The 22984-nt window shown below is 57.9% G+C and carries 22 protein-coding genes and 1 pseudogene; 13 read left to right on the forward strand and 10 right to left on the reverse strand.

Features of this window, described 5'->3' with window-relative positions; genetic code table 11:
* The first annotated feature begins 15 nt into the window (after positions 1-15).
* The 11 genes and pseudogenes from B9Z51_RS03230 (at position 16) to accD (ending at position 11434) form a co-directional block, all read left to right on the forward strand.
* Positions 16-981 (forward strand): FRG domain-containing protein, encoded by a 966-nt coding sequence (locus tag B9Z51_RS03230; RefSeq protein ID WP_108371722.1) that lies wholly within the window; start codon positions 16-18, stop codon positions 979-981.
* Between the two features lie 11 nt (positions 982-992).
* Positions 993-1775: a GIY-YIG nuclease family protein gene (locus tag B9Z51_RS03235; protein ID WP_108371723.1), complete on the forward strand. Its 783-nt coding sequence runs from the start codon at positions 993-995 to the stop codon at positions 1773-1775.
* Positions 1776-1909: 134 nt separating this feature from the next.
* Positions 1910-2196: pseudogene (locus tag B9Z51_RS19060) on the forward strand (hypothetical protein); the annotation flags it as partial.
* Positions 2197-2367: 171 nt separating this feature from the next.
* Positions 2368-3453 (forward strand): 3-isopropylmalate dehydrogenase, encoded by a 1086-nt coding sequence (gene leuB / locus B9Z51_RS03245; RefSeq protein WP_108371726.1) that lies wholly within the window; start codon positions 2368-2370, stop codon positions 3451-3453.
* A 249-nt stretch (positions 3454-3702) separates the two neighbouring features.
* Complete coding sequence (gene asd / locus B9Z51_RS03250; RefSeq protein WP_108371728.1) at positions 3703-4833, forward strand: aspartate-semialdehyde dehydrogenase; 1131 nt, start codon at positions 3703-3705, stop codon at positions 4831-4833.
* A gap of 36 nt (positions 4834-4869) precedes the next feature.
* Positions 4870-6771, forward strand: coding sequence for a FimV/HubP family polar landmark protein (locus tag B9Z51_RS03255; protein ID WP_108371730.1), 1902 nt, complete (start codon positions 4870-4872; stop codon positions 6769-6771).
* Positions 6768-7553 (forward strand): tRNA pseudouridine(38-40) synthase TruA, encoded by a 786-nt coding sequence (gene truA / locus B9Z51_RS03260; RefSeq protein WP_108371732.1) that lies wholly within the window; start codon positions 6768-6770, stop codon positions 7551-7553. The genes B9Z51_RS03255 and truA overlap by 4 nt, the downstream gene beginning before the upstream one ends.
* Entirely contained in the window at positions 7550-8242 is a 693-nt protein-coding gene (locus B9Z51_RS03265; RefSeq protein ID WP_108371734.1) for a phosphoribosylanthranilate isomerase, read from the forward strand. The genes truA and B9Z51_RS03265 overlap by 4 nt, the downstream gene beginning before the upstream one ends.
* Positions 8243-8335: 93 nt before the next feature.
* Positions 8336-9613 carry a tryptophan synthase subunit beta gene (gene trpB / locus B9Z51_RS03270; RefSeq protein ID WP_108371736.1) on the forward strand — a complete coding sequence of 426 codons (1278 nt, stop codon included), beginning with the start codon at positions 8336-8338 and terminating at the stop codon, positions 9611-9613.
* Between the two features lie 65 nt (positions 9614-9678).
* Positions 9679-10488 (forward strand): tryptophan synthase subunit alpha, encoded by an 810-nt coding sequence (gene trpA, locus B9Z51_RS03275; RefSeq protein ID WP_108371738.1) that lies wholly within the window; start codon positions 9679-9681, stop codon positions 10486-10488.
* Between the two features lie 73 nt (positions 10489-10561).
* Positions 10562-11434: an acetyl-CoA carboxylase, carboxyltransferase subunit beta gene (gene accD / locus B9Z51_RS03280; protein WP_108371740.1), complete on the forward strand. Its 873-nt coding sequence runs from the start codon at positions 10562-10564 to the stop codon at positions 11432-11434.
* Positions 11435-11649: 215 nt separating this feature from the next.
* Here the strand turns inward: accD and B9Z51_RS03285 are convergent, their stop codons facing one another.
* Positions 11650-12198: a YggT family protein gene (locus tag B9Z51_RS03285; protein WP_108371741.1), complete on the reverse strand. Its 549-nt coding sequence runs from the start codon at positions 12196-12198 to the stop codon at positions 11650-11652.
* Positions 12199-12230: 32 nt separating this feature from the next.
* Here B9Z51_RS03285 and B9Z51_RS03290 point away from each other — a divergent pair, with 32 nt between their 5' ends.
* Positions 12231-12902, forward strand: coding sequence for an LON peptidase substrate-binding domain-containing protein (locus B9Z51_RS03290; RefSeq protein WP_108371743.1), 672 nt, complete (start codon positions 12231-12233; stop codon positions 12900-12902).
* A gap of 83 nt (positions 12903-12985) precedes the next feature.
* Positions 12986-14551, forward strand: a complete 1566-nt coding sequence (gene lysS / locus B9Z51_RS03295; protein WP_108372679.1) for a lysine--tRNA ligase — start codon at positions 12986-12988, stop codon at positions 14549-14551.
* 57 nt (positions 14552-14608) lie between these two features.
* Here lysS and B9Z51_RS03300 read toward each other — a convergent pair whose 3' ends face one another.
* The 9 genes from B9Z51_RS03300 to lepA form a co-directional block, all read right to left on the reverse strand.
* Positions 14609-14935 (reverse strand): hypothetical protein, encoded by a 327-nt coding sequence (locus tag B9Z51_RS03300; RefSeq protein ID WP_108371744.1) that lies wholly within the window; start codon positions 14933-14935, stop codon positions 14609-14611.
* Between the two features lie 14 nt (positions 14936-14949).
* A complete protein-coding gene (gene nagZ, locus B9Z51_RS03305) occupies positions 14950-16035 on the reverse strand; it encodes a beta-N-acetylhexosaminidase (RefSeq protein WP_108371746.1) in 1086 nt (361 codons plus the stop codon).
* Between the two features lie 37 nt (positions 16036-16072).
* Entirely contained in the window at positions 16073-16480 is a 408-nt protein-coding gene (acpS, locus tag B9Z51_RS03310) for a holo-ACP synthase (RefSeq protein WP_108371748.1), read from the reverse strand.
* Positions 16481-16575: 95 nt separating this feature from the next.
* On the reverse strand, positions 16576-17328 hold the full coding sequence (locus B9Z51_RS03315; protein WP_108371750.1) for a pyridoxine 5'-phosphate synthase: 753 nt from the start codon (positions 17326-17328) through the stop codon (positions 16576-16578).
* Complete coding sequence (gene recO / locus B9Z51_RS03320) at positions 17325-18074, reverse strand: DNA repair protein RecO (RefSeq protein WP_108371752.1); 750 nt, start codon at positions 18072-18074, stop codon at positions 17325-17327. The genes B9Z51_RS03315 and recO overlap by 4 nt, the downstream gene beginning before the upstream one ends.
* Before the next feature lie 11 nt (positions 18075-18085).
* Positions 18086-19141 (reverse strand): GTPase Era, encoded by a 1056-nt coding sequence (era, locus tag B9Z51_RS03325; protein WP_199227433.1) that lies wholly within the window; start codon positions 19139-19141, stop codon positions 18086-18088.
* On the reverse strand, positions 19138-19830 hold the full coding sequence (gene rnc, locus B9Z51_RS03330; protein WP_369958535.1) for a ribonuclease III: 693 nt from the start codon (positions 19828-19830) through the stop codon (positions 19138-19140). Before rnc ends, era begins: the two co-directional genes overlap by 4 nt.
* Before the next feature lie 7 nt (positions 19831-19837).
* On the reverse strand, positions 19838-20803 hold the full coding sequence (lepB, locus tag B9Z51_RS03335) for a signal peptidase I (RefSeq protein WP_108371754.1): 966 nt from the start codon (positions 20801-20803) through the stop codon (positions 19838-19840).
* Complete coding sequence (lepA, locus tag B9Z51_RS03340) at positions 20803-22611, reverse strand: translation elongation factor 4 (RefSeq protein WP_108371756.1); 1809 nt, start codon at positions 22609-22611, stop codon at positions 20803-20805. The genes lepB and lepA overlap by 1 nt, the downstream gene beginning before the upstream one ends.
* Positions 22612-22984 lie beyond the last annotated feature (373 nt).

A 22984-nucleotide genomic window follows, 5' to 3' on the forward strand; every position in this document is an offset into this window, starting at 1 on the left:
TATTAGGCGTAATTCATGACAGCATCGATTCCATCGGCACCATTTACATGGACCAAACAACTTGAAACTGCTGCCAATCTGATTGAGACCCTTTCAAATCCGCAGCAATTTGCAAATAAATTCTTTCCAAACAACTGCTTGAGCCAGTCAAGCATCTATCCTCAATGGGTTTTCCGCGGTGTAGGCAACAGTAATTATCGTTTGACACCTACATCCTTACGAACGAAAACCGAGGATTCCAACACATATGCGTTACTCAAATCTTATGGTTTGAAAGAGTCCAATTGTTCAACCAAGACTTTCGATTCCAATAATCAAAAAAGAGTTGAATTAGAAATTATTTGCGAATTCTATAAACGCGCTCATCGTGCAGGCCTGGCATTACCTCGGTTGAGCTACACATTACATCAATACCTACTTGAAAGTAATGTAAGCGAGTTGATGCATATACAGCATGGATCAATGACTTGGCCCGATCACGAGTTGCTGCCGATTTTTGGAATTGCTCAACATTATGGTGTCCCCACTCGGTTACTTGACTGGTCACACAGTCCTTTTGTAGCAGCGTTTTTTGCAGCACAAAGTGCTGCAAAAGAGAACAAAAAAATTGAAACGTCCAAATTGGCAGTTTGGATTTTAAATTCCAAATTTCTCCAACATAATAATGCAAGTGGCGTGCCTAGAGAAGTACTACACATCATCGAACCTCCAACCTCAGATAATCCAAATTTGAGTTTACAACAAGGTGTTTTCACTTTACAGTCATACGAAAATGACAATCAAGAATTCGATCTATCTAAATATTTAATTGATAGCTTGGTGAAGTATCACATTAATCTACATATACCTATTCTGCTCAAACTAGAATTACCCGCATCCCAAAGTCGCGACTTGTTGCAACAACTAAGCGCCATAGGATATTCCGCCAATCGCATTTACAATGGATTTGAAGGTGCAGCCAAGTCGGTCTGGTTACGATAAGGAGTTTATAAATGCCTTGTGTTTACATTTTTTCAAACCCAACAATCCCAGGCCTTCTAAAGATTGGATACACATCCAGAAGTGCTGGTGATAGGTGTCGCGAATTAAGTGCTCAAACAGGAGTAGCCAGCCCTTATTCTGTTGTATGGTTTATTGAAACGACGACTATCGAATCAGCTCAAGACTTAGAACTGCGGGTTCACTCATCACTAAATCAACATAGATACAACCGTGCTCGTGAATTTTTTGATTGCTCTGAAGCTATAGCAAAAGATACTGTTGAACGCATTGCCCATATAACTGGAGCTGCCGCATCTCCAAATCTTGCATTGATTGCACAAATAAGAGAAGACGAACAAGCCCAACAACGTGCAGCCCAAATAGAAATAAATAATCGCCTAGCAGAGGAAAAAGCAATAATTGATAATAATATTTCCCTAACTCGAAATATTGCACTTTCAGCAGCAAAAGAAACACTGAAATTCATTGAATCAGAAGAGTTTATTCGGTCAAAAAAATATTTTATACTTCAACGTCACAGCGAATTTGAACGTGAATTACTACATAGATCTCGTTATATTGCCTTTAAAAAATTCACAACCAATGAAAATATAAGAACAATTATGGATGCACAAGGTATATTAGATTTTCATACTCAATCTTTCCATAATACATCACTCGCAGAGCACAAAAAAAGACTTTCAAATTTTATTAAAGAAGAGCAAGATAAAAACCACAAACAAAATATTATTCACCCTCAGTTATCAACAGTATTGTTACCCGAGAAATTTTAATTTTCTCTCTAAATCAGTAGATTAATTTAAACCACCCTTGCTCAGTTAACCATGGCTAAAGGTGTGTGGACAAAGACAACCCGAGCCTCGAAATCCACCACCGAGACATGTCAAAAATCCTGACGGATGAGGAAAAGAAAGATCTCAAACGAAGGCAAGCCATAGAACCGATGATCGGACACTTAAAGGCGGACCACCGGATGAACAGGTGCCACCTCAAAGGTGCGGTGTTTGTTAACAAAGTTTGCATGCTGTGCTGCGCATAGCGGGCTACAACATTCGGTGGTTGCTGCGCATGATCGCCAAAAAGGGCATTGGCTTTTTTTACGCCTGTTGTAGGCCAGCGGTTGGAGTCAACTTGACCGTCAATTCATGCGGTTTTTTGTTGGAAATTCGACTGCTAAAGGTTCAACGAGATTAGCTTTGCAGTGACAGTCAATTTGCAGGGGCGTCCAATCCCTAACAATGAGGAAAGCATCACTCGATTTTTAACCCATCTGGTATGTCCTGAATTCCAAAGCGCCTTAGCGAACGACATCTAGAATACGGCTTACCTTTTTTATTCTTTCTGCGAGCTCGCTCGCCTCACACCATGAAAATCGCAGTCCTCCCCGGTGATGGCATCGGCACCGAAATCGTCGCCGAAGCCGTCAAAGTCCTGAATACACTCAACCTGAAGTTCGAGATGGAAACCGCCCTGGTCGGCGGCGCGGCTTACGACGCCTATGGCCACCCCCTGCCCGAAGCCACGCTCAAGCTGGCCATGGCGTCTGACGCCGTGCTGTTTGGCGCTGTGGGCGACTGGAAATACGACAAGCTCGACCGCCCCCTGCGCCCCGAGCAAGCCATTTTGGGCCTGCGCAAAAACATGGGCCTGTTCGCCAACTTCCGCCCAGCGATTTGCTACGAGCAGCTGGTGGGCGCGTCCAGCCTCAAGCCCGAGCTGATTTCGGGTCTGGACATTTTGATCATCCGCGAGCTGACTGGCGACATTTACTTCGGCCAGCCGCGCGGCCGCCGCATCGCGACCGACGGCCACTTCCCTGGCGCCGAAGAAGCCTTTGACACCATGCGCTACTCCAAGCCCGAGATCGAGCGCATCGCGCACGTGGCCTTCCAAGCCGCCCGCAAGCGCAAAGCCGCAGGCAAAGAGGGCCGCGTGACCAGCGTGGACAAAGCCAACGTCCTCGAAACCTTCCAGTTCTGGAAAGACGTGGTCACCGAAGTCGGCCAGCAATACCCCGACATCGCACTGGACCACATGTACGTGGACAACGCCGCCATGCAACTGGTCAAAGAGCCCAAGCGCTTTGACGTGGTGGTCACCGGCAACATGTTCGGCGACATCTTGTCCGACGAAGCCTCCATGCTCACAGGCTCGATCGGCATGCTGCCCTCGGCCAGCCTGAACACGAAGAACCAAGGCCTGTACGAGCCCAGCCACGGCAGCGCACCCGACATCGCGGGCAAAGGCATCGCCAACCCGCTGGCCACCATTTTGAGCGCGGCCATGATGCTGCGCTTCAGCTTGAACCAGGGCGAAGCCGCCGAACGCATCGAAGCTGCTGTGCAAAAAGTGCTGGCGCAAGGCCTGCGAACCGGCGACATCTGGAGCGAAGGCACCACCAAGGTCGGCACCCGCGAAATGGGTGACGCGGTGGTCAGGGCCCTCGGCTGAGCCCCCAAAGGATGCTGTCAGGAAGCGCTCAGGCAGCATCCATTACAATTTCGGCCATGTTTCACGCCCGCCTGTTCACCCTGAACCTGATCACTGCCGCTGTAGTGGTTGTTGGCGCGCGTGCAACTTCCACAAAAACCACGACCATTAAGGGCTGATCCGGCCTGGTTCGTCGTGCGCCCTCCCGGCCAGACGAGCCGGGCAAACAGTCAGGTCAAACACTGTTTTAAAAACTGAAAGGGCGTTGAAATGAGCAAGTTAGTAGGTTTGGTCGGCTGGCGCGGCATGGTCGGCTCGGTTCTGATGGACCGCATGATTCAGGAAAAAGACTTTGACCTGATCGAGCCATTGTTCTTCTCCACCTCGAACGCGGGCGGCAAAGCCCCCTCGATGGCCAAGAACGAAACCACGCTGCAAGACGCCTTCAACATCGAGCAACTCAAGCGCTGCGAGATCATCATCACCGCCCAAGGCGGCGATTACACCTCCGAAGTCTTCCCCAAGCTGCGTGCTGCGGGCTGGAATGGCCACTGGATCGATGCCGCATCGACCCTGCGCATGGAAAAAGACGCCGTGATCATTCTGGATCCGGTCAACATGCCTGTCATCAAAAACGCCCTGGCCCACGGTGGCAACAACTGGGTGGGCGGCAACTGCACCGTCTCGTGCATGCTGATGGGTGTTGGCGCTTTGTACAAGGCCGGTCTGGTGGAGTGGATGAGCACCCAAACTTACCAAGCAGCTTCGGGTGGCGGCGCGCAACACATGCGTGAGCTGCTGACCCAATACGGCACCCTGAACGCCGAAGTCAAAGCCCTGCTGGACGACCCCAAAAGCGCGATCCTCGAAATTGACCGCATGGTGGTCGCCAAGCAGCGCGCCCTGACCGCCTCTGAGACCGCCAACTTTGGCGTGCCGCTGGGCGGCTCGCTGATCCCCTGGATCGACAAGGACCTCGGCAACGGCATGTCCAAGGAAGAGTGGAAAGGCATGGCCGAAACCAACAAGATTTTGGGGCTCGGCGAGGCATTCAACTCTGCCGCCATTCCAGTCGACGGTTTCTGCGTGCGTGTGGGCGCCATGCGTTGCCACAGCCAGGCCCTGACCTTCAAGCTCAAAAAAGACGTGCCCTTGGCCGACATTGAAGCCATGATTGCAGCAGATAATCAATGGGTTAAAGTGGTGCCTAATACGCGGGAAGCGACCATCAAGGATTTGACGCCTGTGGCAGTGACCGGGACGATGACCATTCCAGTGGGACGCATTCGTAAATTGGCCATGGGGCCAGAGTATGTAGGCGCTTTCACGATTGGTGATCAGTTGCTGTGGGGGGCTGCAGAGCCACTGCGGCGCATGCTCCGGATCTTGTTGGACGCCTGACCGCCGCTGCTTTCGATATAAGGATTCGGGGAAAACATGGGTAAAACACAACGCTTGACAGCAAAAGGCTGGAAGTTAAAAGCCATCAGCGGCTTGGTCATCTCTGCTTGGTGTTTATCTGCCCATGCCCTGGATTTGGGGCGATTTCAGGTTTTATCGGCCATCGGCGAACCCCTGCGTGCCGAGGTTGATCTTGCCCAGTACACCCCCGACGAATTGCGCGGCTTGCGTGCCCAACTGGCCTCTCCAGCCAGCTTTCAGCAAGCGGGTATGGAATTCAACAGTGCGCTGTACAGTGTCGCCACCACCGTGGAAACCCGCAGCAATGGCAAGCCCTATATTGCATTGAACGGCAGCGTGCCTTTACAGGACACATTTGTTGACCTGATTCTTGAAACCCAATGGGCGACCGGGCGATTGGTCAAAAACTATGCCGTCTTGTTGACCGCATCCAGTGAAAAACCGGCTGCACGAAGCACGCAGGAACAAAGCGCATCGTCCAGTTACTTGGCTGTGACGCCTGCTGCGCCCATCGCGCAAGCTACACCCGTGGCACTCTCGGCATCCAGCGATACGTCGCAAGTGACTCCTGCCAGTGTTGAACTCAATGCCCAGAATATTCCGGTTTACCGCTTTGATCCCGTTGACAACAGGACTCCAGCCAAAACCACAGGAAGCGCCCCCGAAACGCCTGCCGTCGCGGGGACCCAGCAATCGTATTCAAGATCCAGCGATAAATCAGCGGAAACCTTGACTGTTCGTCCAGGAGACACCGCCTCCAAACTGGCTTTAAGAAATCTGCCCTCGCATGTTTCGCTGGATCAAATGCTCTTGGCCATGGTCAAGGCCAATCCCGATGCCTTCATTGAAGGCAATGTCAATCTTGTTCGCGCAGGCGCGGTGTTGCGCATGCCTCAGGCTGACGAAGCGGCACAGATCCCACAAGCCGAAGCGCGACAAACAGTGATAGCGCAGACTCGCGACTTTGCCACTTACGCCAGACGCCTGGCCGAATCACCCTTGCTGGTAAGCAGCACTCGTGGTCGTGAAATGTCTGGAAAAGTGACCACTGACCTCAAAAATAACGAGGACAAGACACCACAGCAAGACAAGCTGACACTGTCGAAATCACAAGTGAGCACCAACAGTGCAGAAGCCGCGCTGGCTGCGGAGCGCGAAGCCAAAGACACGGCTGAGCAATTGGCAGCGCTGAACAAAAACATGCAGGAACTCGAAGCCTTGTCCAAAAGCAACGGCGCGGACACGGGCTTACTGCCTGACGTCAAGCGCACGGACAACGGTGCAAGCATGAGCCCCTGGAGCATTTCGATCCTGGATGAGTTCAATCAGAACAAACAGATGTGGATCTGGGGCGCAGGCTTGGCGGCTGTGCTTCTGGCATTTATTTTCTGGATGCGCCGGAAGTCATCGTCCAATGAGGAGGTGTTTGCGCCATCCTATGACGATGTGCCACCCCATGCATTCCAGACATCGACCAACTCGACGATGCGTCATCAGGACATTCCCCCACAAATGTCGGCACTTGATCTGAATCTGGGTCCGGTGGCACATGCAGCCCCGGCCGCTGCGGCATCACCCCAACATGCCGCAGTCAACATCATGCCGATGCACGCCGCACCAATGGCTACAGCACAAGCTCAAACCCTGCAGCAGCCCATTCATCAGCCCATGGCACAAGCAATGGCCATGGCGCCAATCCCTCAGCCGGCGCCAGCGGCACCTGTGGCTACGCCGATGCCAGCGCCACGCCCTGCACCGTCGCCAGAAGACACTGAAATGTCCAAGCTGAATCTGGCCAGCCAGTTGCTCGCGAAAGGTGACCAGGACCTCGCTCGCGCCCTGATCTTGTCCGTCGCATCGTCTGCCACGGGCGATCTCAAAGCACGCGCCTTGCAGTTGCTCGGTCAAATCCGGTGAGACTGGCGCTGGGGGTCAGCTACTCGGGCACGGCTTACCAAGGGTGGCAAAGCCAGTCCTCTGGCCAAACCATTCAGGACAAACTCGAAAAAGCCCTCGCCCAGTTTTGTGACACGCCCCGGGTCAGCACCTTGTGTGCGGGCCGAACCGATGCAGGCGTGCACGGCCTCATGCAGGTGGTTCATTTCGACACCGAGCTGGAGCGCGATCCCTATTCCTGGGTGCGCGGCACCAACCGGTATTTGCCATCCGACATTGCGGTGCAATGGGCGCAATACGTGCCCGACAGCTTTCACTGCCGCGCCAGCGCCACGGGCAGGCGCTATGTTTATGTGCTGCTCGACTCGATCGTGCGGCCCAGCCTGGAGGCGGGCCGGGTAGGCTGGGTTTACCGCCCCCTGAGCGAAGACGCCATGCACCAAGCCAGCCTGCACCTGCTGGGCGAACACGACTTCTCTTCCTTCAGGGCCAGCAGCTGCCAGGCCCTGTCGCCGGTCAAAACGCTGCGGCACATCCGCATTTCAAAACATGGCGCTTATTGGCGCTTCGAGTTTGAAGGCAACGCTTTTTTGCACCACATGATCCGCAACATCATGGGCTGCCTGGTCACCATTGGCCAAGACCACCAGTCGCCCGACTGGATGCGCGAGGTGTTGCAGGCCAAAAGCCGTGATGCGGCAGCGCCCACGTTTTCGCCCGACGGCCTGTACTTTGCCGGGCCGGTTTACAGCTCTGAGTGGGGCTTGCCCGACACCACCCCTGCTTTTGATTGGTTGCCATGAACGCGCCCTTTCAAACCCAACACCGTACCCGCATCAAAATGTGCGGCTTTACCCGCGAAGCCGATGTGCTGGCGGCCTGCGCCTTGGGTGCAGACGCCATCGGCTTTGTGCTGTACCCGCCCAGCCCGCGAAATGTCAGCATCGAGCGTGCCGCAGAATTGGCCCACTTGCTGCCTGCCTTTGCAACGCCGGTGCTGCTGTTCGTCAACGAGACCCCCGAACGGATTGAGGCCGCGTGTGCGGCCGTGTCAGGGGCCTTGCTGCAGTTTCATGGGGATGAGCCGCCCGAATTTTGCGAAGCCATGAGCCAACGCACGGGCCGCCCGCACCTCAAAGCGGCCCGAATCCCCCTGTCCGAGGTCGCCGACTTCGACTTGCTAGAATTTGCGCTTCTTCACCAGCAAGCCCAGGCCCTCTTGCTCGACGCGCATGTCGACGGATACGGCGGGGGCGGGAAAACATTCAATTGGTCACTGCTGCCACCAAACGTCAATGCTCACCTCGTTTTGTCTGGTGGACTCACACCTGCAAACGTGGCCGATGGCATTCGGACACTGCGCTCACACGGCCTGTCACTGGCCGTTGACGTGAGCTCGGGCATCGAAGCAGGCAAAGGCCTGAAAGATGTCACCAAAATGCAGCAGTTTGTCCAGGCGGTGCGCACCGCAGACAACGATCACTCCTTGTAAACCACTTCCGCAGGTTCGTCTCACCGCTGTTGACAGCGCTTGAACGCTGGCTCAATCACTGAGCGGCCTTGCCCCCTAACTGAGTTCCATCACATGTTCGAATACCAACAACCTGACCTCAAAGGCCATTTCGGCGTTTATGGCGGCAGCTTTGTCAGCGAAACCCTGACGCACGCCATCAACGAGCTGAAAGACGCTTACGCCAAGTACCAGCACGACCCTGAATTCATCGCCGAATTCAAGTCCGAGTTGGCGCACTTTGTGGGCCGCCCCTCGCCCATCTACCACGCCGCACGCATGAGCCGAGAAATGGGGGGGGCGCAAATCTTCTTGAAGCGCGAAGACCTCAACCACACCGGCGCGCACAAAATCAACAACACCATCGGCCAGGCCATGCTCGCCAAGCGCATGGGCAAGCCGCGCATCATTGCCGAGACGGGTGCAGGCCAGCACGGCGTGGCCACCGCCACCATATGCGCCCGTTACGGGCTGGAGTGCGTGGTGTACATGGGCAGTGAAGACGTCAAACGCCAAAGCCCCAACGTGTACCGCATGAAGCTGTTGGGCGCGACCGTGATCCCGGTCGAGTCGGGCAGCAAGACGCTCAAGGACGCCCTGAACGAAGCCATGCGCGACTGGGTGGCCAATGTGGACAACACCTTCTACATCATCGGCACCGTGGCCGGCCCGCACCCTTACCCCATGATGGTGCGCGACTTCCAAAGCGTGATCGGTGAAGAGTGCCTCACGCAAATGCCCGAGATGTTCAAGTCGCTCAAGATGGCTGAGGAGCAACCCGACGCAGTGATCGCCTGCGTGGGCGGCGGCAGCAACGCCATGGGCATTTTCTACCCCTACATCGCCCACGAAAACACCCGCCTGATCGGTGTGGAAGCCGCAGGCGAAGGCATGGACTCGGGGAAGCACTCGTGCTCGCTGCAACTGGGCAGCCCCGGCGTGCTGCATGGCAACCGCACTTACATCCTGCAAGACGAGAATGGTCAGATCACTGAGACGCACAGCGTGAGCGCCGGTCTGGACTACCCTGGCGTCGGCCCCGAACATGCGTTCTTGAAGGACATTGGCCGCGCCGAGTACGTGGGCATCACCGACAAAGAATCGCTCGAAGCCTTCCACTACCTGTGCCGCACCGAAGGCATCATCCCGGCGCTGGAGTCGAGCCACGCCGTGGCCTACGCCATGAAGCTGGCCAAAACCATGCGCGCTGACCAGTCGATCCTGGTCAACCTGTCGGGCCGTGGCGACAAGGACATCGGCACCGTGGCCGATTTGTCAAACGCCGACTTTTTCTGCCGCCCCAGCTGCCAAGGCCAGTCGGTCAAAGGCATCACCGTTCAGCGTTCAGCGTAAAGCGTGATGCGCCTTGCCAAACACCCTCCAACGCCCAACACTCAACGCTTAAGGCCAAACCCATCATGAGCCGCATCGACGCCACCCTCTCCGCCCTCAAAGCCCAGGGCCGCAAAGCCCTGATCCCGTATGTCACGGCCGGTTTTCCGCAAGCGGGCACCACCGTGCCCCTGATGCACGCCATGGCCCAAGCCGGGGCCGACATCATCGAGCTGGGGGTGCCGTTTTCTGACCCTTCAGCCGACGGCCCAGTCATCCAAAAAGCCGGTGACAAAGCGCTGGCGCTGGGCATTGGCACCGTGCAGGTGCTGGCCATGGTGCGCGAGTTCCGCCAGACCAACAGCACCACCCCTGTGGTGCTGATGGGCTACGCCAACCCGGTGGAACGCTACGACCAAAAGCACGGCACCGACAGCTTCATCCGCGACGCTTCGGCTGCCGGTGTGGACGGTGTGCTGATCGTGGACTACCCGCCCGAAGAATGCGTGGAATTTGCCGCCAAACTGCGCGCCCACAGCATGGACCTGATCTTTTTGCTGGCCCCCACCAGCACCGACGAGCGCATGCAACAAGTGGCCCAGGTGGCCAGCGGCTACGTTTATTACGTGTCGCTCAAGGGCGTGACGGGTTCGGGCACGCTCGATACCGACGCGGTCGAGGCCATGCTGCCGCGCATCCGCCAGCACGTCAGCGTGCCGGTGGGCGTGGGCTTTGGCATCCGTGACGCGCAGACGGCCAAAGCCATCAGCCGCGTGGCGGATGCAGTGGTGATTGGCTCGCGCCTGATCCAGCTGATCGACGCCGCCCCGGCAGACCGCATCAACGCCGTGGCGAGTGAATTCCTCTCGGACATCCGCCAAGCACTCGACGCCTGATGTTGCGCACCGTCAACCTGCCAAAATTACCAAAAGCGTTTCGACGATAATTCGCCCCTGAAGGAGAACCCTCATGAGTTGGCTAGAAAAACTACTCCCCCCAAAAATCCAGCACACCGACCCGGCTGATCGACGCCAAGTGCCTGAAGGCCTGTGGGTCAAATGTCCCAGCTGCGAGACCGTTCTTTACAAGACCGACCTCGAAGAAAACCAGAACGTCTGCCCCAGCTGCTCGCACCACCTGCGCATGGGCGCCCGCGCCCGCCTGAACGGCTTCCTGGACGGCGAAGGCCGCTACGAAATCGGCCAGGAAGTGGTGCCGGTGGATGCCCTCAAGTTCAAGGACAGCCGCAAATACCCCGAACGCCTCAAAGAAGCCATGGACAACACCGGCGAAACCGATGCACTGGTGGTCATGGGCGGTGCGGTGCACAGCATTGAGCTGGTCGCGGCCTGCTTCGAATTTGACTTCATGGGCGGCTCCATGGGCTCGGTGGTCGGCGAGCGCTTTGTGCGCGGCATCGAAACCGCCATCGCGCAAAAAGTGCCCTTTGTCTGCTTTACAGCCACGGGCGGTGCCCGCATGCAAGAGGGCCTGCTCTCGCTCATGCAAATGGCCAAGACCAACGCCGCTTTGACCCGTCTTGCCAAAAAGGGCCTGCCCTACATCAGCGTGCTGACCGACCCGACCATGGGCGGCGTGTCTGCGGGCTTTGCCTTCTTGGGCGACGTGGTGATTGCTGAGCCCAAAGCCTTGATCGGCTTTGCCGGTCCCCGCGTGATCGAAAGCACCGTGCGCGTGACCCTGCCCGAAGGCTTCCAGCGCGCCGAGTTCCTGCAAACCAAGGGTGCCGTGGACTTCATCTGCGACCGCCGCGAACTGCGCAAAACCATCGCCAGCACCCTGGCCATGCTGCAACGCCAACCCGCCGATGCGGTGAGCTGAGCGAAGCGTTCTTGCCCCACGACAAAGGCCCTCGCAAGAGGGCCTTTGTCGTGGGGGGCACGGTGGACGCTTGATGCGTAGACCTGCCAACCATCAAATGTCGGACTCTTCGAGTACCGACCTACGAGCAACCGAGCAACGGACAGGGCGGGCAGGTTTTTTGTCGGTCGGCGGTCGAAGACCCCGACAAACTTCTGATTCCTGCAATTTGGAGATCAGAACATCAAACTCATCTGCAAGCCTGACAACAACAAACCAGCCATTTGCAGCAAAAGCAACATTACGATCGGCGATAAATCCATGCCGCCAATCAATGGCACAAGGCGCTGGAATGGGCGCAAAAACGGCTCACACAAGCGCCCAGCCAGTGCGTGCATGGGCGAGCCGGGGTTCACCCAGGACATGACGGCCAAGACCAGGACCAGTGCACTCAGGGCCGATACCACCAACTGAGCCAAACCGATCAAGCTGACCAAGGGCAACATGCCCAAAGCCCCGCGCCCGCCCGCAAGCAGCCAAAGCAGCAGAAACTGCACCACCTTGACCAACCAGGCACCCACCAGGCTCGATAAATCCCAAGTCGACCAGGCCGGAATGACCTTGCGCAAAGGCAGGATCAGCCAGTCCGTCATCGCAAAAACAAAGTTTCCCAAAGGTTGATTGAAGGAAATGCGCTGCCACTGCATCAAGAACCGCAGCAAACAGGTGCCTGCGACCAAGCCCGCCACGACATCCAACACCATATTGACCATCTGAAACCACATTGCTTTTCTCCTGCTCATGCGATGATACCCAGATGCCTGACTCCGCCACCCCACCCTCTGCAGCCTTGGCGTCAATGCCGCTGTTTCCCCTGAGCACCGTGCTGTTTCCAGGTGCTTTGCTGCCTTTGCAACTGTTCGAGCTGCGCTATCTGCAAATGATTGGCGAATGCGAGCGACAAAGTACCGGCTTTGGCGTGGTCACCCTGACCCAGGGGCGCGAGGTACACCGCCCGGGCGCAGCCGCCGAGCGGTTCGAGCCCATTGGCACGCGGGTGCAGATTGAACGCATCGAGCGGCCCCAGGCGGGCCTCGTGATGGTGTGGTGCAGAGGGGTGGAACGCTTTCAGATCCAAAGCACCGAACAACGCAGCGACGGTCTGTGGCGTGGCCAAGTGCAGGCTCTGCCCCCTGAGCCCAGCTTGCCCGTGCCGGAGCACCTGCAACACCTTTCTGGGCAGATGCATGCGGCCTTGCAAAACCTGAGTGCCCAAGCCAGCGAGGTCCCCCACTGGAACGAAGCCTGGCGCCTGCAAGACTGCAGCTGGCTATCCAACCGCTACGGCGAGCTGCTGCCTTTGCCCCTGGCCATGAAATACCGCCTGTTCGCTTTGCAAGAGCCCATGTTGCGGCTGGAGCTGATTGGCGATCTGGTCGCGCCAACTTCTGATGACGCCGCAAACGGGAAACCGCCCGCAAACTCTTAAAATAGAGGGCTTTGCGCCTGCGCGCACCCCACAACCCCGGATCGGGTGGCGCCAGTCACCTCGGCCCCAACTGCACCCTCGCCATGTCCGACACGACTGCCAACGCCTCTGCCGCTGCCGCGCCCACCCCAGCGCCCCAGGATGAAAACCAACTGATCGCCGAGCGCCGCGAGAAGCTCAAAGCCATGCGCCAGGCGCAAGCCGACGGCAAAGGTGTCGCCTTCCCCAACGACTTCAAGCCCGAACACCACGCGGCCAACCTGCACCAGGCCCACGGCGAGAAAGCCGCTGAAGAACTGAACGGCGAAGGCGTGGCCAAAACCACCGCCAAAGTCGCGGGCCGCATGATGCTCAAGCGCGTGATGGGCAAGGCCAGCTTTGCCACATTGCAAGACGCCACAGGCCGCATCCAGGTGTATGTGACCCGCGACGATGTGGGCGAAGACCTGTATGCCCTGTTCAAGCACTGGGACCTGGGCGACATCGTGGGCGTGGAAGGCCACCTGTTCAAGACCCGCACGGGTGAACTGTCGATCCACGCCACCAGCATCCGCATGCTCACCAAGAGCCTGCGCCCCATGCCCGACAAGTTCCATGGCATTGCCGACCAAGAAGTCAAATACCGCCAGCGCTACGTGGACCTGATGACCGACGAAGCCGCCCGCAAGCGCTTTGTGGTCCGCAGCAAGGCCGTGAGCGGCATCCGCGAGTTCATGGTCAAGCACGGCTTCCTCGAAGTCGAAACGCCCATGCTGCACCCCATTCCCGGTGGTGCCAACGCCAAGCCCTTTGTGACGCACCACAACGCGCTCGAGCAAGAGATGTTTTTGCGCATCGCGCCCGAGCTGTACCTCAAGCGCCTGCTGGTGGGCGGCTTTGAGCGCGTGTTCGAGATCAACCGCAACTTCCGCAACGAAGGCATCTCGGTGCGCCACAACCCCGAGTTCACCATGATGGAGTTCTACGCGGCGTACTGGAACTACCAGGACCTGATGAGCTTCACCGAAAGCCTGATCCGCGACGCGGCCATGACCGCCGCAGGCACGCTGGATTTGACCTACAACGGCAAGCCTGTAGACCTGAACAAGCCTTTCGCCCGCATGACCATCCGCGAAGCCATCGTCAAGCACACCGAAGCGGGTGACAACGTGGATAACGCCGAGTGGTTGACCAACGCCCTGAAAAAGCTGGGCATGAACGAAGAAAAAAACAAGCTGTCCACCCGCAGCCTGGCCAGCCTGCAGGTGTTTTACTTTGAAGAAACCGTGGAAGACAAGCTCTGGGAGCCCACCTTCATCATGGAGCACCCCACCGAAATCTCACCGCTGGCCCGCGCCAACGACACGCGCCCTGAAGTGACCGAGCGCTTTGAGCTCTACATCACCGGCCGCGAGTTCGGCAACGGTTTCAGCGAGCTGAACGACGCCGAAGACCAGGCCGCACGCTTCCAAGCCCAGGTGGCGGCCAAAGACGACGGCGACGACGAAGCCATGTACTACGACCACGACTTTGTGCGTGCCCTCGAATACGGCATGCCCCCTGCAGGCGGGTGCGGCATCGGCATCGACCGCCTGATGATGCTGCTGACCGACAGCGCCAGCATCCGCGACGTGATCCTGTTCCCGGCCCTGCGCCACGTGCAGGAATAAGCACACAAGGCTCTAAAAACAAACCCGGCCAAGGCCGGGTTTGTCGTTTTCTGGGGTTCAGCCCTGCTGTCGTGGCGGCAGTCGGGGCGCGTCGTCCACCACCTCGCGCACCTCAACATCCACCACCTGGTCGTCATGGGCAAATGGGGCACCTTGACCTCTGGGCGGCTCAAAGCCTTGTCCGGAACCTGCACGGAAACCACCCTGTTTGAAACCCTGGCGCATGGCATTGAACTGCTGCCAGACCATCACCACCTGGGGTTTGCGGCCCGTCAACAGCCAACGAACCGTCGCGTAAACGATGTAGCAGAGCAAGCCAAAAAGCAAGGCCACCAGAAAACCCAGGCCGAGCAGGCCCATGAAGATGCGTGCAATCCAGTTCATCGAATTCCTTCGTTTCAAGGCAAGCGGTCAAGTGCCTGCATGTAGTCGGCAGAGCGCACCAAATCATCCCAAGGGCAGGCGGGCGATCGGGGCAAGAGGTTCAAACGGCGCTCTTCGCTGATTTCATTAGGCGTCCAGCGGCCTTTGAGTTGGGCCTCGGCCAGTTGGTCGAGCACCTCGTCCAGCTCTGCGCCGCCATTCACCGCCGAGCGGTTGCACAGCAGGGCCAGGTCGCAACCGGCTTGGAGTGCGGTGATCACCGCTTCGGTGTAGCTGAGGGTGCGGCCATCCAACTGGCGGGCGGCAGCCATCGACAAGTCGTCGGTGCAGACCACGCCCTGAAAGCCCAACTGCGCACGCAGGATGTCTTGCAGCCAGCGCGGCGAGTAGCCTGCCGGGCGGCTGTCCACTTTGCTGTAGATCACATGCGCAGGCATCACGGCCGTGAGCACGCTGGTGAGCCAGCGGTAGGGCTGGGCGTCGTCGGCCAGGATGGCTTTGAGACTGCGCTTGTCCACCGGTAGCGCTATGTGCGAGTCGGCCTTGACGGCGCCATGCCCGGGGAAATGTTTGCCGCAGTTGCCCATGCCCGCTTGCAGAAGGCCCTGCATCAGGCTGCGTGCCAGCAGGCTGACCACACGCGGGTCGCGGGCGAAGGCACGGTCGCCAATGACGCCACTTTCGCCGTGGTCGAGGTCGAGCACGGGCGTGAAGCTGAAATCGACGCCACAAGCGCGCAGTTCGCTGGCCAGCACAAAGCCCGCCGAAGTGGCCGCTTCGCAGGCCTTGAGCACACCCGAACCGGGTTGACCTTTGTCGTCTTGCGACCAGAGTTCACCCAAAGCGCGCATGGGCGGCAAATGGGTGAAGCCGTCGGTGCGAAAGCGCTGCACGCGACCGCCTTCGTGGTCGACCGCGATCAAGAGGTCTGGACGGATGCTTTTGATGTCGGCACACAAGTCGGTGAGCTGCGCCCGGCTTTGCCAGTTGCGGCCAAACAGGATCATGCCGCCCACCAGCGGGTGCACTAGGCGAAGGCGGTCCACGTCGGTCAGTTCTTGGCCTTCAATGTCGATGATCAGGGGGGCGTGCAGTGTCATGGGGATTCCATTCAAGGTGGGGCGCCTGCGCGGCAAATCAAGGGTGCGATGGGTCTAGGGTTTCGACCACGCAAAAACTCGCGGCGTATTCGGACTCGTCGGTCACTGTGATGTGCGCTTGCAGGCCCTTGGCCTCAAACCATTCTTTCAAAACACCGTGTAACACGATGACCGGCTGGCCGCTGGGCAGCTTGCCCACCTCACACAGCCGCCAGGTCATGGGCATGCGCATGCCCAAGCCAATCGCTTTGCTGAAAGCCTCTTTGGCCGAAAACCGTGTGGCCAAGTAGCGCACACCCCGCTCGGGCCAGCGGGCGCTGCGGGCTTTCCAGGTGGCCATCTCGGCGTCGCTCAGCACCTTGGCGGCAAAGCGCTCGCCGTGCCGGTCCAAGCTGGTTTTGATGCGGCGGATGTCGCAAATGTCGGTGCCGATGCCGTAAATCATGTTTTTGGGGTTGAACGTTGAGCGTTGAGCGTTGAGCGTTGGGCGTTGGGCGTTGGGCGTTGGGCGTTGATCTCTTCACGCTGAACGCTGAACACTCAACCCTTAACCAACAGACCGATGTAGGCTTGCACCGTGGCGGCGTAACCCATCTCCAGCGCATCGGCCATGAAGGCGTGGCCAATCGAGACTTCTTGCAAGCCTTTTACGGCAGCCACAAAGGCAGGCAAGTTGTCGCGGTTCAGGTCGTGCCCGGCGTTCAGGCCCAGGCCCACCTGCAAAGCCGCCGCTGCCGCATCGGCATAACGCTGCAGCTGTGCGGCGTTCTCTGGCGTGCCCCAGGTGGCCGCATAGGGCTCGGTGTAAAGCTCCACCCGGTCAGCGCCCACAGCGCGGGCGGCGGCCATTTGCTCCGGCAGCGGGTCCATGAACAGACTCACGCGCACACCCAGCGCCTTGCATTCGTCGATCAGGGGTTTCAGGCGCTCGGCGTCTTGCGGAAAAGTCCAACCATGGTCACTGGTGAACTGGCCTTCGCTGTCGGGCACAAAGGTCACCTGATGCGGGCGCACAGCACGCACGTGGTCCATCAGGTTATGGAAGGGGTTGCCTTCGATGTTGAACTCGCGGTCAGGCCAGGCCTTCATCAAGGCGGTGAGCTCAGGCACGTCGCTCGCGCGGATGTGGCGCTCATCGGGTCGAGGGTGGATGGTGATGCCGTTGGCGCCCGCTTGCAGGCACAGCTCGGCTGCGCGGACAACGCTCGGGATGCCCAGGTGGCGGGAGTTGCGCAGCAGCGCGACTTTGTTGACGTTGACCGACAGGGCCACGCAAGAATTGGAATGGGTCATAGGGTTTGCAGGTCCAGCATCATTTGGCGGGTGCGCAAAGCGCCCACACCGCAATGGTAGTTGAGCATGAGGCGCAAGGGCCGCTGCAGCGGCCCCAGCAGGTCAGCGCATTCGCGCAGCAAAGCAGCCAAGGGTCTGGGAGCATCAAGCGCAGCTTGCAGCGCTAGCCATTGCGCGCCGCACAAGGCGTGTCTGCTGTCGTCGGGCACCCATTGCAGTCCGGCTTCGGGCACCAGGGTGTAAAAACCTTCTAGCTCCAGGGGCTTGAGCGTCAAGGTTTGCAAGTTGAGGGCGGGCAGCAAGCCCATGTTTTTGAGCAGCAGCAGCTCAAACGCCCGCAAGGCCCATTGCAGGGCATCGGGGTCGCCACTGGCCAGCAAACGCACGGCTGCGGCATAAACCTCGAACAATTGCGGATGGGGGTCGTCTCGCGCCGTCAGGCGCATGAGCAATTCATTGAGGTAATAGCCCGACAGCAGTGCCTCGCCCGTGGGCATGACGTGCCCGCCCACCCATTCGGCAGATTTGAGCGTGCGGATATCGCCGTCGCCCCCAAAAGCCAGCGACAAAGGCTGCAAAGGCAGCAGCACAGGCCGAAAACTCGATGTTGGACGCTTGGCCCCCTTGGCCACCAAAGCCACCCGTCCATGGTGGCGGGTGAAGACTTCGAGGATCAGGCTGGTTTCGCTCCAGTCGTAGCGGTGCAGCACATAGGCTGGCTCGTCTGCGATCCGCTGGGTGGCCATTGAAGCAGGCGTTACTCGTAACCGAAGCTGCGCACGCGCGCTTCGTCGTCGGCCCAGCCGGAGCGGACTTTGACCCACAGCTCAATGAACACCTTGGCGTCCAGCAGCTTTTCCAGCTCGACCCGAGTCTCGGTGCCGATGCGTTTGAGTTTTTCACCCTTGTCACCGATCACCATGGCCTTGTGGCCTTCCCGCTCGACCACGATGGTGGCCGCAATGCGCAGCATGCGCTTGGCGGTGCGACCGGCTTCTTCTTCGAACTTGTCAATCACCACGGTGGAGGTGTAAGGCAGCTCGTCACCCGTCAGGCGGAAGAGTTTTTCGCGCACCATTTCGCTGGCAAGGAACTTCTCGCTGCGGTCAGTGAGTTCGTCTTCGGCATGCCACCAGGGCTGCTCGGGCAGGTATTTTTCGCAAATGTCGAGCAAGCGCACGATGTCCTTGGGCTGCTTGGCGGACATGGGTACAAACTCGGTGAAAGCGTGGCGCTCTTGCATGCTTTGCAGCCAAGGCGCGATGTCGCCACGGCGGTGCACGTTGTCGAGCTTATTGGCCACCAGCAAGACCGGGATACCGGGCTTGAGCAGGGCCAGCACTTTGGCATCGGCCGTGGTGAAGCTGCCCGCCTCGACCACGAACAACACCAAATCCACATCACTCACCGCACCGACCACGGTTTTGTTGAGCGACTTGTTGAGCGCAGTACCGTGGATGGTCTGAAAACCGGGCGTGTCGACAAACACATACTGGGCCGCGCCTTGGGTGCGGATGCCGGTGATGCGGTGGCGCGTGGTTTGGGCTTTGCGCGAGGTGATGCTGATTTTTTGGCCCACCAAGGCGTTGAGCAAGGTGGATTTGCCCACGTTGGGCTTGCCCACAATGGCCACCAGGCCGCAGCGCGGGCCTTCCACCGGCACAGGCGAGGGGGCGGCAGCGACCGGGGGCAAGGCAGCGTCTTCGGACGCATCGCGTGGCTGAATGGTCACGCCCGCTATTTGCACGGGACGGCGCATGGTTTGTTCTTGCGGCGTGCGTTCAGTTTCAGGCGTTTTCTTGTCGGTGCTCATGCGGCGCTTTCAGATTTCAGGGTCTGCAGCATGGCGGCTGCCGCTGCTTGTTCGGCCGCGCGACGCGATGCGCCCGAGCCTTGCTGGGTTTGGCGCAATTCGGTCACTTCGCAAGAGACTTCGAATTGTTGGCGGTGCGCCGCGCCGGAGGTGCCGACCACGGTGTATTTGGGCAGTGCGAGCTTGCGCCCTTGCAGCCACTCTTGCAGCTCGGTCTTGGGGTCTTTGCCCACCGCCTGCATGTCGGGTTTGATGTCGACCTGGGCGAACAGGCGTTCGACCAAGGCTTGCGCGTCTTTGTAGCCGCCGTCCAAATAGACGGCACCGATGATGGCTTCAAGCACGTCGGCCAGGATAGAGGGCCGGTTTTGCCCACCCGAGCGCATTTCACCCTCGCCCAGACGCATCACAGAAGAGATGTCCAAGGCCTTGGCCAATTGATGCAGCGTATCTTGTTTGACCAGGTTGGCCCGCACACGCGACAAATCACCTTCAGGCATCGCTGTCAGCTGGGCATACAACATGTGCGACACCGAAAGGTTCAACACCGAGTCACCCAAAAATTCCAACCGCTCGTAGTGGTCAGCACTGAAGCTGCGGTGGGTCACGGCCTGCTGCAGCAGACCCTGCTGCCGAAAGGCGTAGCCCAAGCGGATTTGCAATTCAGTCAGGGCGGGAGATGTGGCCACGCTCACCTCAGTCAAAAGCGCCAATGCGCTTGAGGTTGCCAAAGTTCATCCACACGAAAAAGGCTTTGCCCACAATGTTGGCATCGGGCACGAAACCCCAGTAACGTGAATCGAGAGAGTTGTCGCGGTTATCGCCCATCATGAAGTAATGCCCTGCGGGCACCTTGCAGGTCACACCTTCCACGGTGTAGTTGCAATTTTCGCGGCCGGCGAACTGGTCGGCGCCAGGCACGAAAGCCGGACGCTCGTCATCCTGAATGTTTTCGTGCGGTTTGGCCCCCAAGGTCTCGCTTCGGTGTTTGAAATACCGCATGGTCGAGTCGTCAAAAAAGTCGGGCAAGGCCTGGATGGGCAGCTCTTTGCCATTGATGGTGAGCTTTTTGTTCAGATACGCCACCTCATCGCCAGGCACACCTACCACACGCTTGATGTAGTCCACCGTGGGCTTGGGCGGGAAGCGGAAAACCATCACATCGCCGCGTTGCACTGGCGAGCCTTGCGTGATTTTGATGTTGGCCACAGGCAGGCGGATGCCGTAATGGAATTTATTCACCAAAATCAGGTCGCCGATTTGCAGCGTCGGGATCATTGAGCCGGAAGGGATCTTGAACGGCTCGAACAGGAAAGAGCGCAAGATGAACACCACCACGATGACCGGGAACAGCCCGGCAGTCCAGTCGAGCCACCAAGGTTGCATGAGCAGCTTGTCGCTGGCTTCCTGAATGTCCGTGTCTACTTTATCTATGCCCATTTTGGACAGCTCAGCCCGGCGTCTGGCCGTTTCAGCTTGCAGACGGGCCACTGCCTGCTGGCGCCTGGGCAAAAACACAAAACGCTCGGCCAGCCAATAAATGCCCGTCACCACGGAGGCCAGCAACAAGAGCAGCGCAAAGTTGCCCTCAATGAAGCCCATATACCAAGCACCGGCATAGCCCACAAAAGCGGCCAACACCAAAGACGTTAAAAACTGCATCAATCTTCCACCTGCAAAATGGCCAAAAACGCCTCTTGTGGCACCTCGACCGAACCAATCTGTTTCATGCGTTTTTTACCCGCTTTCTGCTTTTCCAGCAGCTTGCGTTTACGCGAAATATCACCACCGTAACACTTGGCCAGAACGTTTTTGCGCAAAGCCTTGATGCTTTCACGGGCAATGATGTTGGCGCCAATGGCGGCTTGAATCGCCACGTCAAACATCTGACGTGAAATGATCTCGCGCATCTTGGCAGCCACGGCACGGCCACGGTATTGGGCCTGCGTGCGGTGCACGATGATGGACAGCGCATCAACCTTCTCGCCGTTCAGCAAAATGTCGACCTTCACCACATCCGAAGCTCGGAACTCCTTGAACTCGTAGTCCATGGATGCGTAACCCCGGCTGACCGATTTGAGCTTGTCAAAGAAGTCCAGGACGATCTCGCCCAGCGGCATTTCATAGGTCAGCATGACCTGGCGACCGTGATACGCCATGTTCATCTGCACACCGCGCTTTTGGTTGGCCAAGGTCATGACCGGGCCTACATAGTCTTGCGGCATGTACAAGTGCACGGTGACGATCGGCTCGCGGATTTCCTGCAACTTGCCCTGATCGGGCATTTTGGAGGGGTTCTCAACCATGATGACTTCACCATCGGGCTTGACCACTTCGTAGACCACACTGGGCGCGGTGGTGATCAGGTCCTGGTCGAACTCGCGCTCCAGGCGCTCTTGCACGATCTCCATGTGCAGCAAGCCCAAAAAACCGCAGCGGAAACCAAAGCCCAGTGCTTGCGACACTTCGGGCTCGTAGTGCAGCGAGGCATCGTTGAGCTTGAGCTTTTCGAGTGCATCGCGCAACGCGTCGTACTGGTTGGCCTCGGTCGGGTACAGGCCAGCAAACACTTGGGGCTGAATTTCCTTGAAACCAGGCAAGGCGTCTGTAGCAGGACCCAAGTTGTTGGGCAGCTTCTTTTCAAGCGTTACGGTGTCGCCGACCTTGGCCGCCTGCAACTCCTTGATGCCCGCGATGATGTAACCCACCTCACCTGCCCTGAGCAACTGACGGGGTTCATTGGCCGGGGTGAAAACACCCAAGCTACCCGCTTCGTAAACGGCGTTGCTGGCCATCATCTTGATGCGCTCGTTTTTGAGCAACTGGCCATCGACCACACGCACCAGCATGACCACGCCGACATAACTGTCAAACCAGCTGTCAATGATCATGGCGCGCAACGGTGCATCGGGGTTGCCCTTGGGCGGTGGAATGCGGGCCACCACGGCTTCGAGGATTTCTTCAATGCCCATGCCGGTTTTGGCAGAACACGGAATCGCGTCGGTCGCGTCAATGCCGATCACGTCTTCGACTTCGCTGCGCGCGTTGTCGGGGTCGGCGTTGGGCAAATCCATTTTGTTGAGCACCGGCACCACTTCCACACCCAGGTCGAGTGCGGTGTAGCAGTTGGCCACTGTTTGGGCCTCCACACCCTGGCTGGCGTCCACCACCAACAAGGCGCCTTCGCAAGCCGAAAGCGAACGCGAAACTTCATAAGAGAAGTCCACATGACCGGGCGTGTCGATCAGGTTGAGGTTGTAGACCTGCCCATCTTTGGCTTTGTAATGGAGTGCTGCCGTCTGTGCCTTGATGGTGATGCCGCGCTCTTTCTCGATGTCCATCGAGTCCAGAACCTGGGCTTCCATGTCCCGGGCTTCCAGACCTCCGCAGCGCTGAATCAAGCGATCGGCCAGCGTGGATTTGCCATGGTCAATGTGCGCAATGATCGAAAAATTTCTGATGTGATTCATCAAAGAAGGTCTGCAAGTATTTGTGGATCAATGATCCGTAAAAGAAAAAAGGGCGCGTCGAGTGGTGACGCGCCCTGAACCAACAATCTATGGCAACTGCGATAGTTGGGACTTCATTGTAGGCAAATTGCCCCGTTCGCACAGCCCCAAAAACCAGTTCGGCAGGTCGTTGTTGCTTTGCAACATGATTTTATACACAGGCTACCCACAACCCTGCGGGTATCTTTATGAACAACTTGTGGATCATCAGTGGACACCTGTCTGGAATCCCGCATCGTGAATCCAAACCTGCGCTTTATGCCATCAATTCCCGGTCAAGACAGCTGATTTTATCCAAATTCGTTATGAGCGGGGAATAAAGTCAGCAAACACC

Source organism: Limnohabitans sp. T6-5, from assembly GCF_003063315.1.
In the GTDB taxonomy this organism is placed as follows: Bacteria; Pseudomonadota; Gammaproteobacteria; order Burkholderiales; family Burkholderiaceae_C; genus Limnohabitans_A.

Bases quoted from the DNA above. Each gene is read 5' to 3' on its own strand.
- B9Z51_RS03230 (WP_108371722.1), top strand. From the start codon at position 16: ATGACAGCATCGATTCCATCGGCACCATTTACATGGACCAAACAACTT.
- B9Z51_RS03265 (WP_108371734.1), top strand. From the start codon at position 7,550: ATGAACGCGCCCTTTCAAACCCAACACCGTACCCGCATCAAAATGTGC.
- B9Z51_RS03315 (WP_108371750.1), bottom strand. From the start codon at position 17,328: ATGACCCATTCCAATTCTTGCGTGGCCCTGTCGGTCAACGTCAACAAA.
- acpS (WP_108371748.1), bottom strand. From the start codon at position 16,480: ATGATTTACGGCATCGGCACCGACATTTGCGACATCCGCCGCATCAAA.
- accD (WP_108371740.1), top strand. From the start codon at position 10,562: ATGAGTTGGCTAGAAAAACTACTCCCCCCAAAAATCCAGCACACCGAC.
- leuB (WP_108371726.1), top strand. From the start codon at position 2,368: ATGAAAATCGCAGTCCTCCCCGGTGATGGCATCGGCACCGAAATCGTC.
- asd (WP_108371728.1), top strand. From the start codon at position 3,703: ATGAGCAAGTTAGTAGGTTTGGTCGGCTGGCGCGGCATGGTCGGCTCG.
- era (WP_199227433.1), bottom strand. From the start codon at position 19,141: ATGAGCACCGACAAGAAAACGCCTGAAACTGAACGCACGCCGCAAGAA.
- B9Z51_RS03300 (WP_108371744.1), bottom strand. From the start codon at position 14,935: ATGAACTGGATTGCACGCATCTTCATGGGCCTGCTCGGCCTGGGTTTT.
- recO (WP_108371752.1), bottom strand. From the start codon at position 18,074: ATGGCCACCCAGCGGATCGCAGACGAGCCAGCCTATGTGCTGCACCGC.
- nagZ (WP_108371746.1), bottom strand. From the start codon at position 16,035: ATGACACTGCACGCCCCCCTGATCATCGACATTGAAGGCCAAGAACTG.
- trpB (WP_108371736.1), top strand. From the start codon at position 8,336: ATGTTCGAATACCAACAACCTGACCTCAAAGGCCATTTCGGCGTTTAT.
- trpA (WP_108371738.1), top strand. From the start codon at position 9,679: ATGAGCCGCATCGACGCCACCCTCTCCGCCCTCAAAGCCCAGGGCCGC.
- lepB (WP_108371754.1), bottom strand. From the start codon at position 20,803: ATGCAGTTTTTAACGTCTTTGGTGTTGGCCGCTTTTGTGGGCTATGCC.
- lepA (WP_108371756.1), bottom strand. From the start codon at position 22,611: ATGAATCACATCAGAAATTTTTCGATCATTGCGCACATTGACCATGGC.
- lysS (WP_108372679.1), top strand. From the start codon at position 12,986: ATGTCCGACACGACTGCCAACGCCTCTGCCGCTGCCGCGCCCACCCCA.
- B9Z51_RS03255 (WP_108371730.1), top strand. From the start codon at position 4,870: ATGGGTAAAACACAACGCTTGACAGCAAAAGGCTGGAAGTTAAAAGCC.
- B9Z51_RS03285 (WP_108371741.1), bottom strand. From the start codon at position 12,198: ATGTGGTTTCAGATGGTCAATATGGTGTTGGATGTCGTGGCGGGCTTG.
- B9Z51_RS03235 (WP_108371723.1), top strand. From the start codon at position 993: ATGCCTTGTGTTTACATTTTTTCAAACCCAACAATCCCAGGCCTTCTA.
- B9Z51_RS03290 (WP_108371743.1), top strand. From the start codon at position 12,231: ATGCCTGACTCCGCCACCCCACCCTCTGCAGCCTTGGCGTCAATGCCG.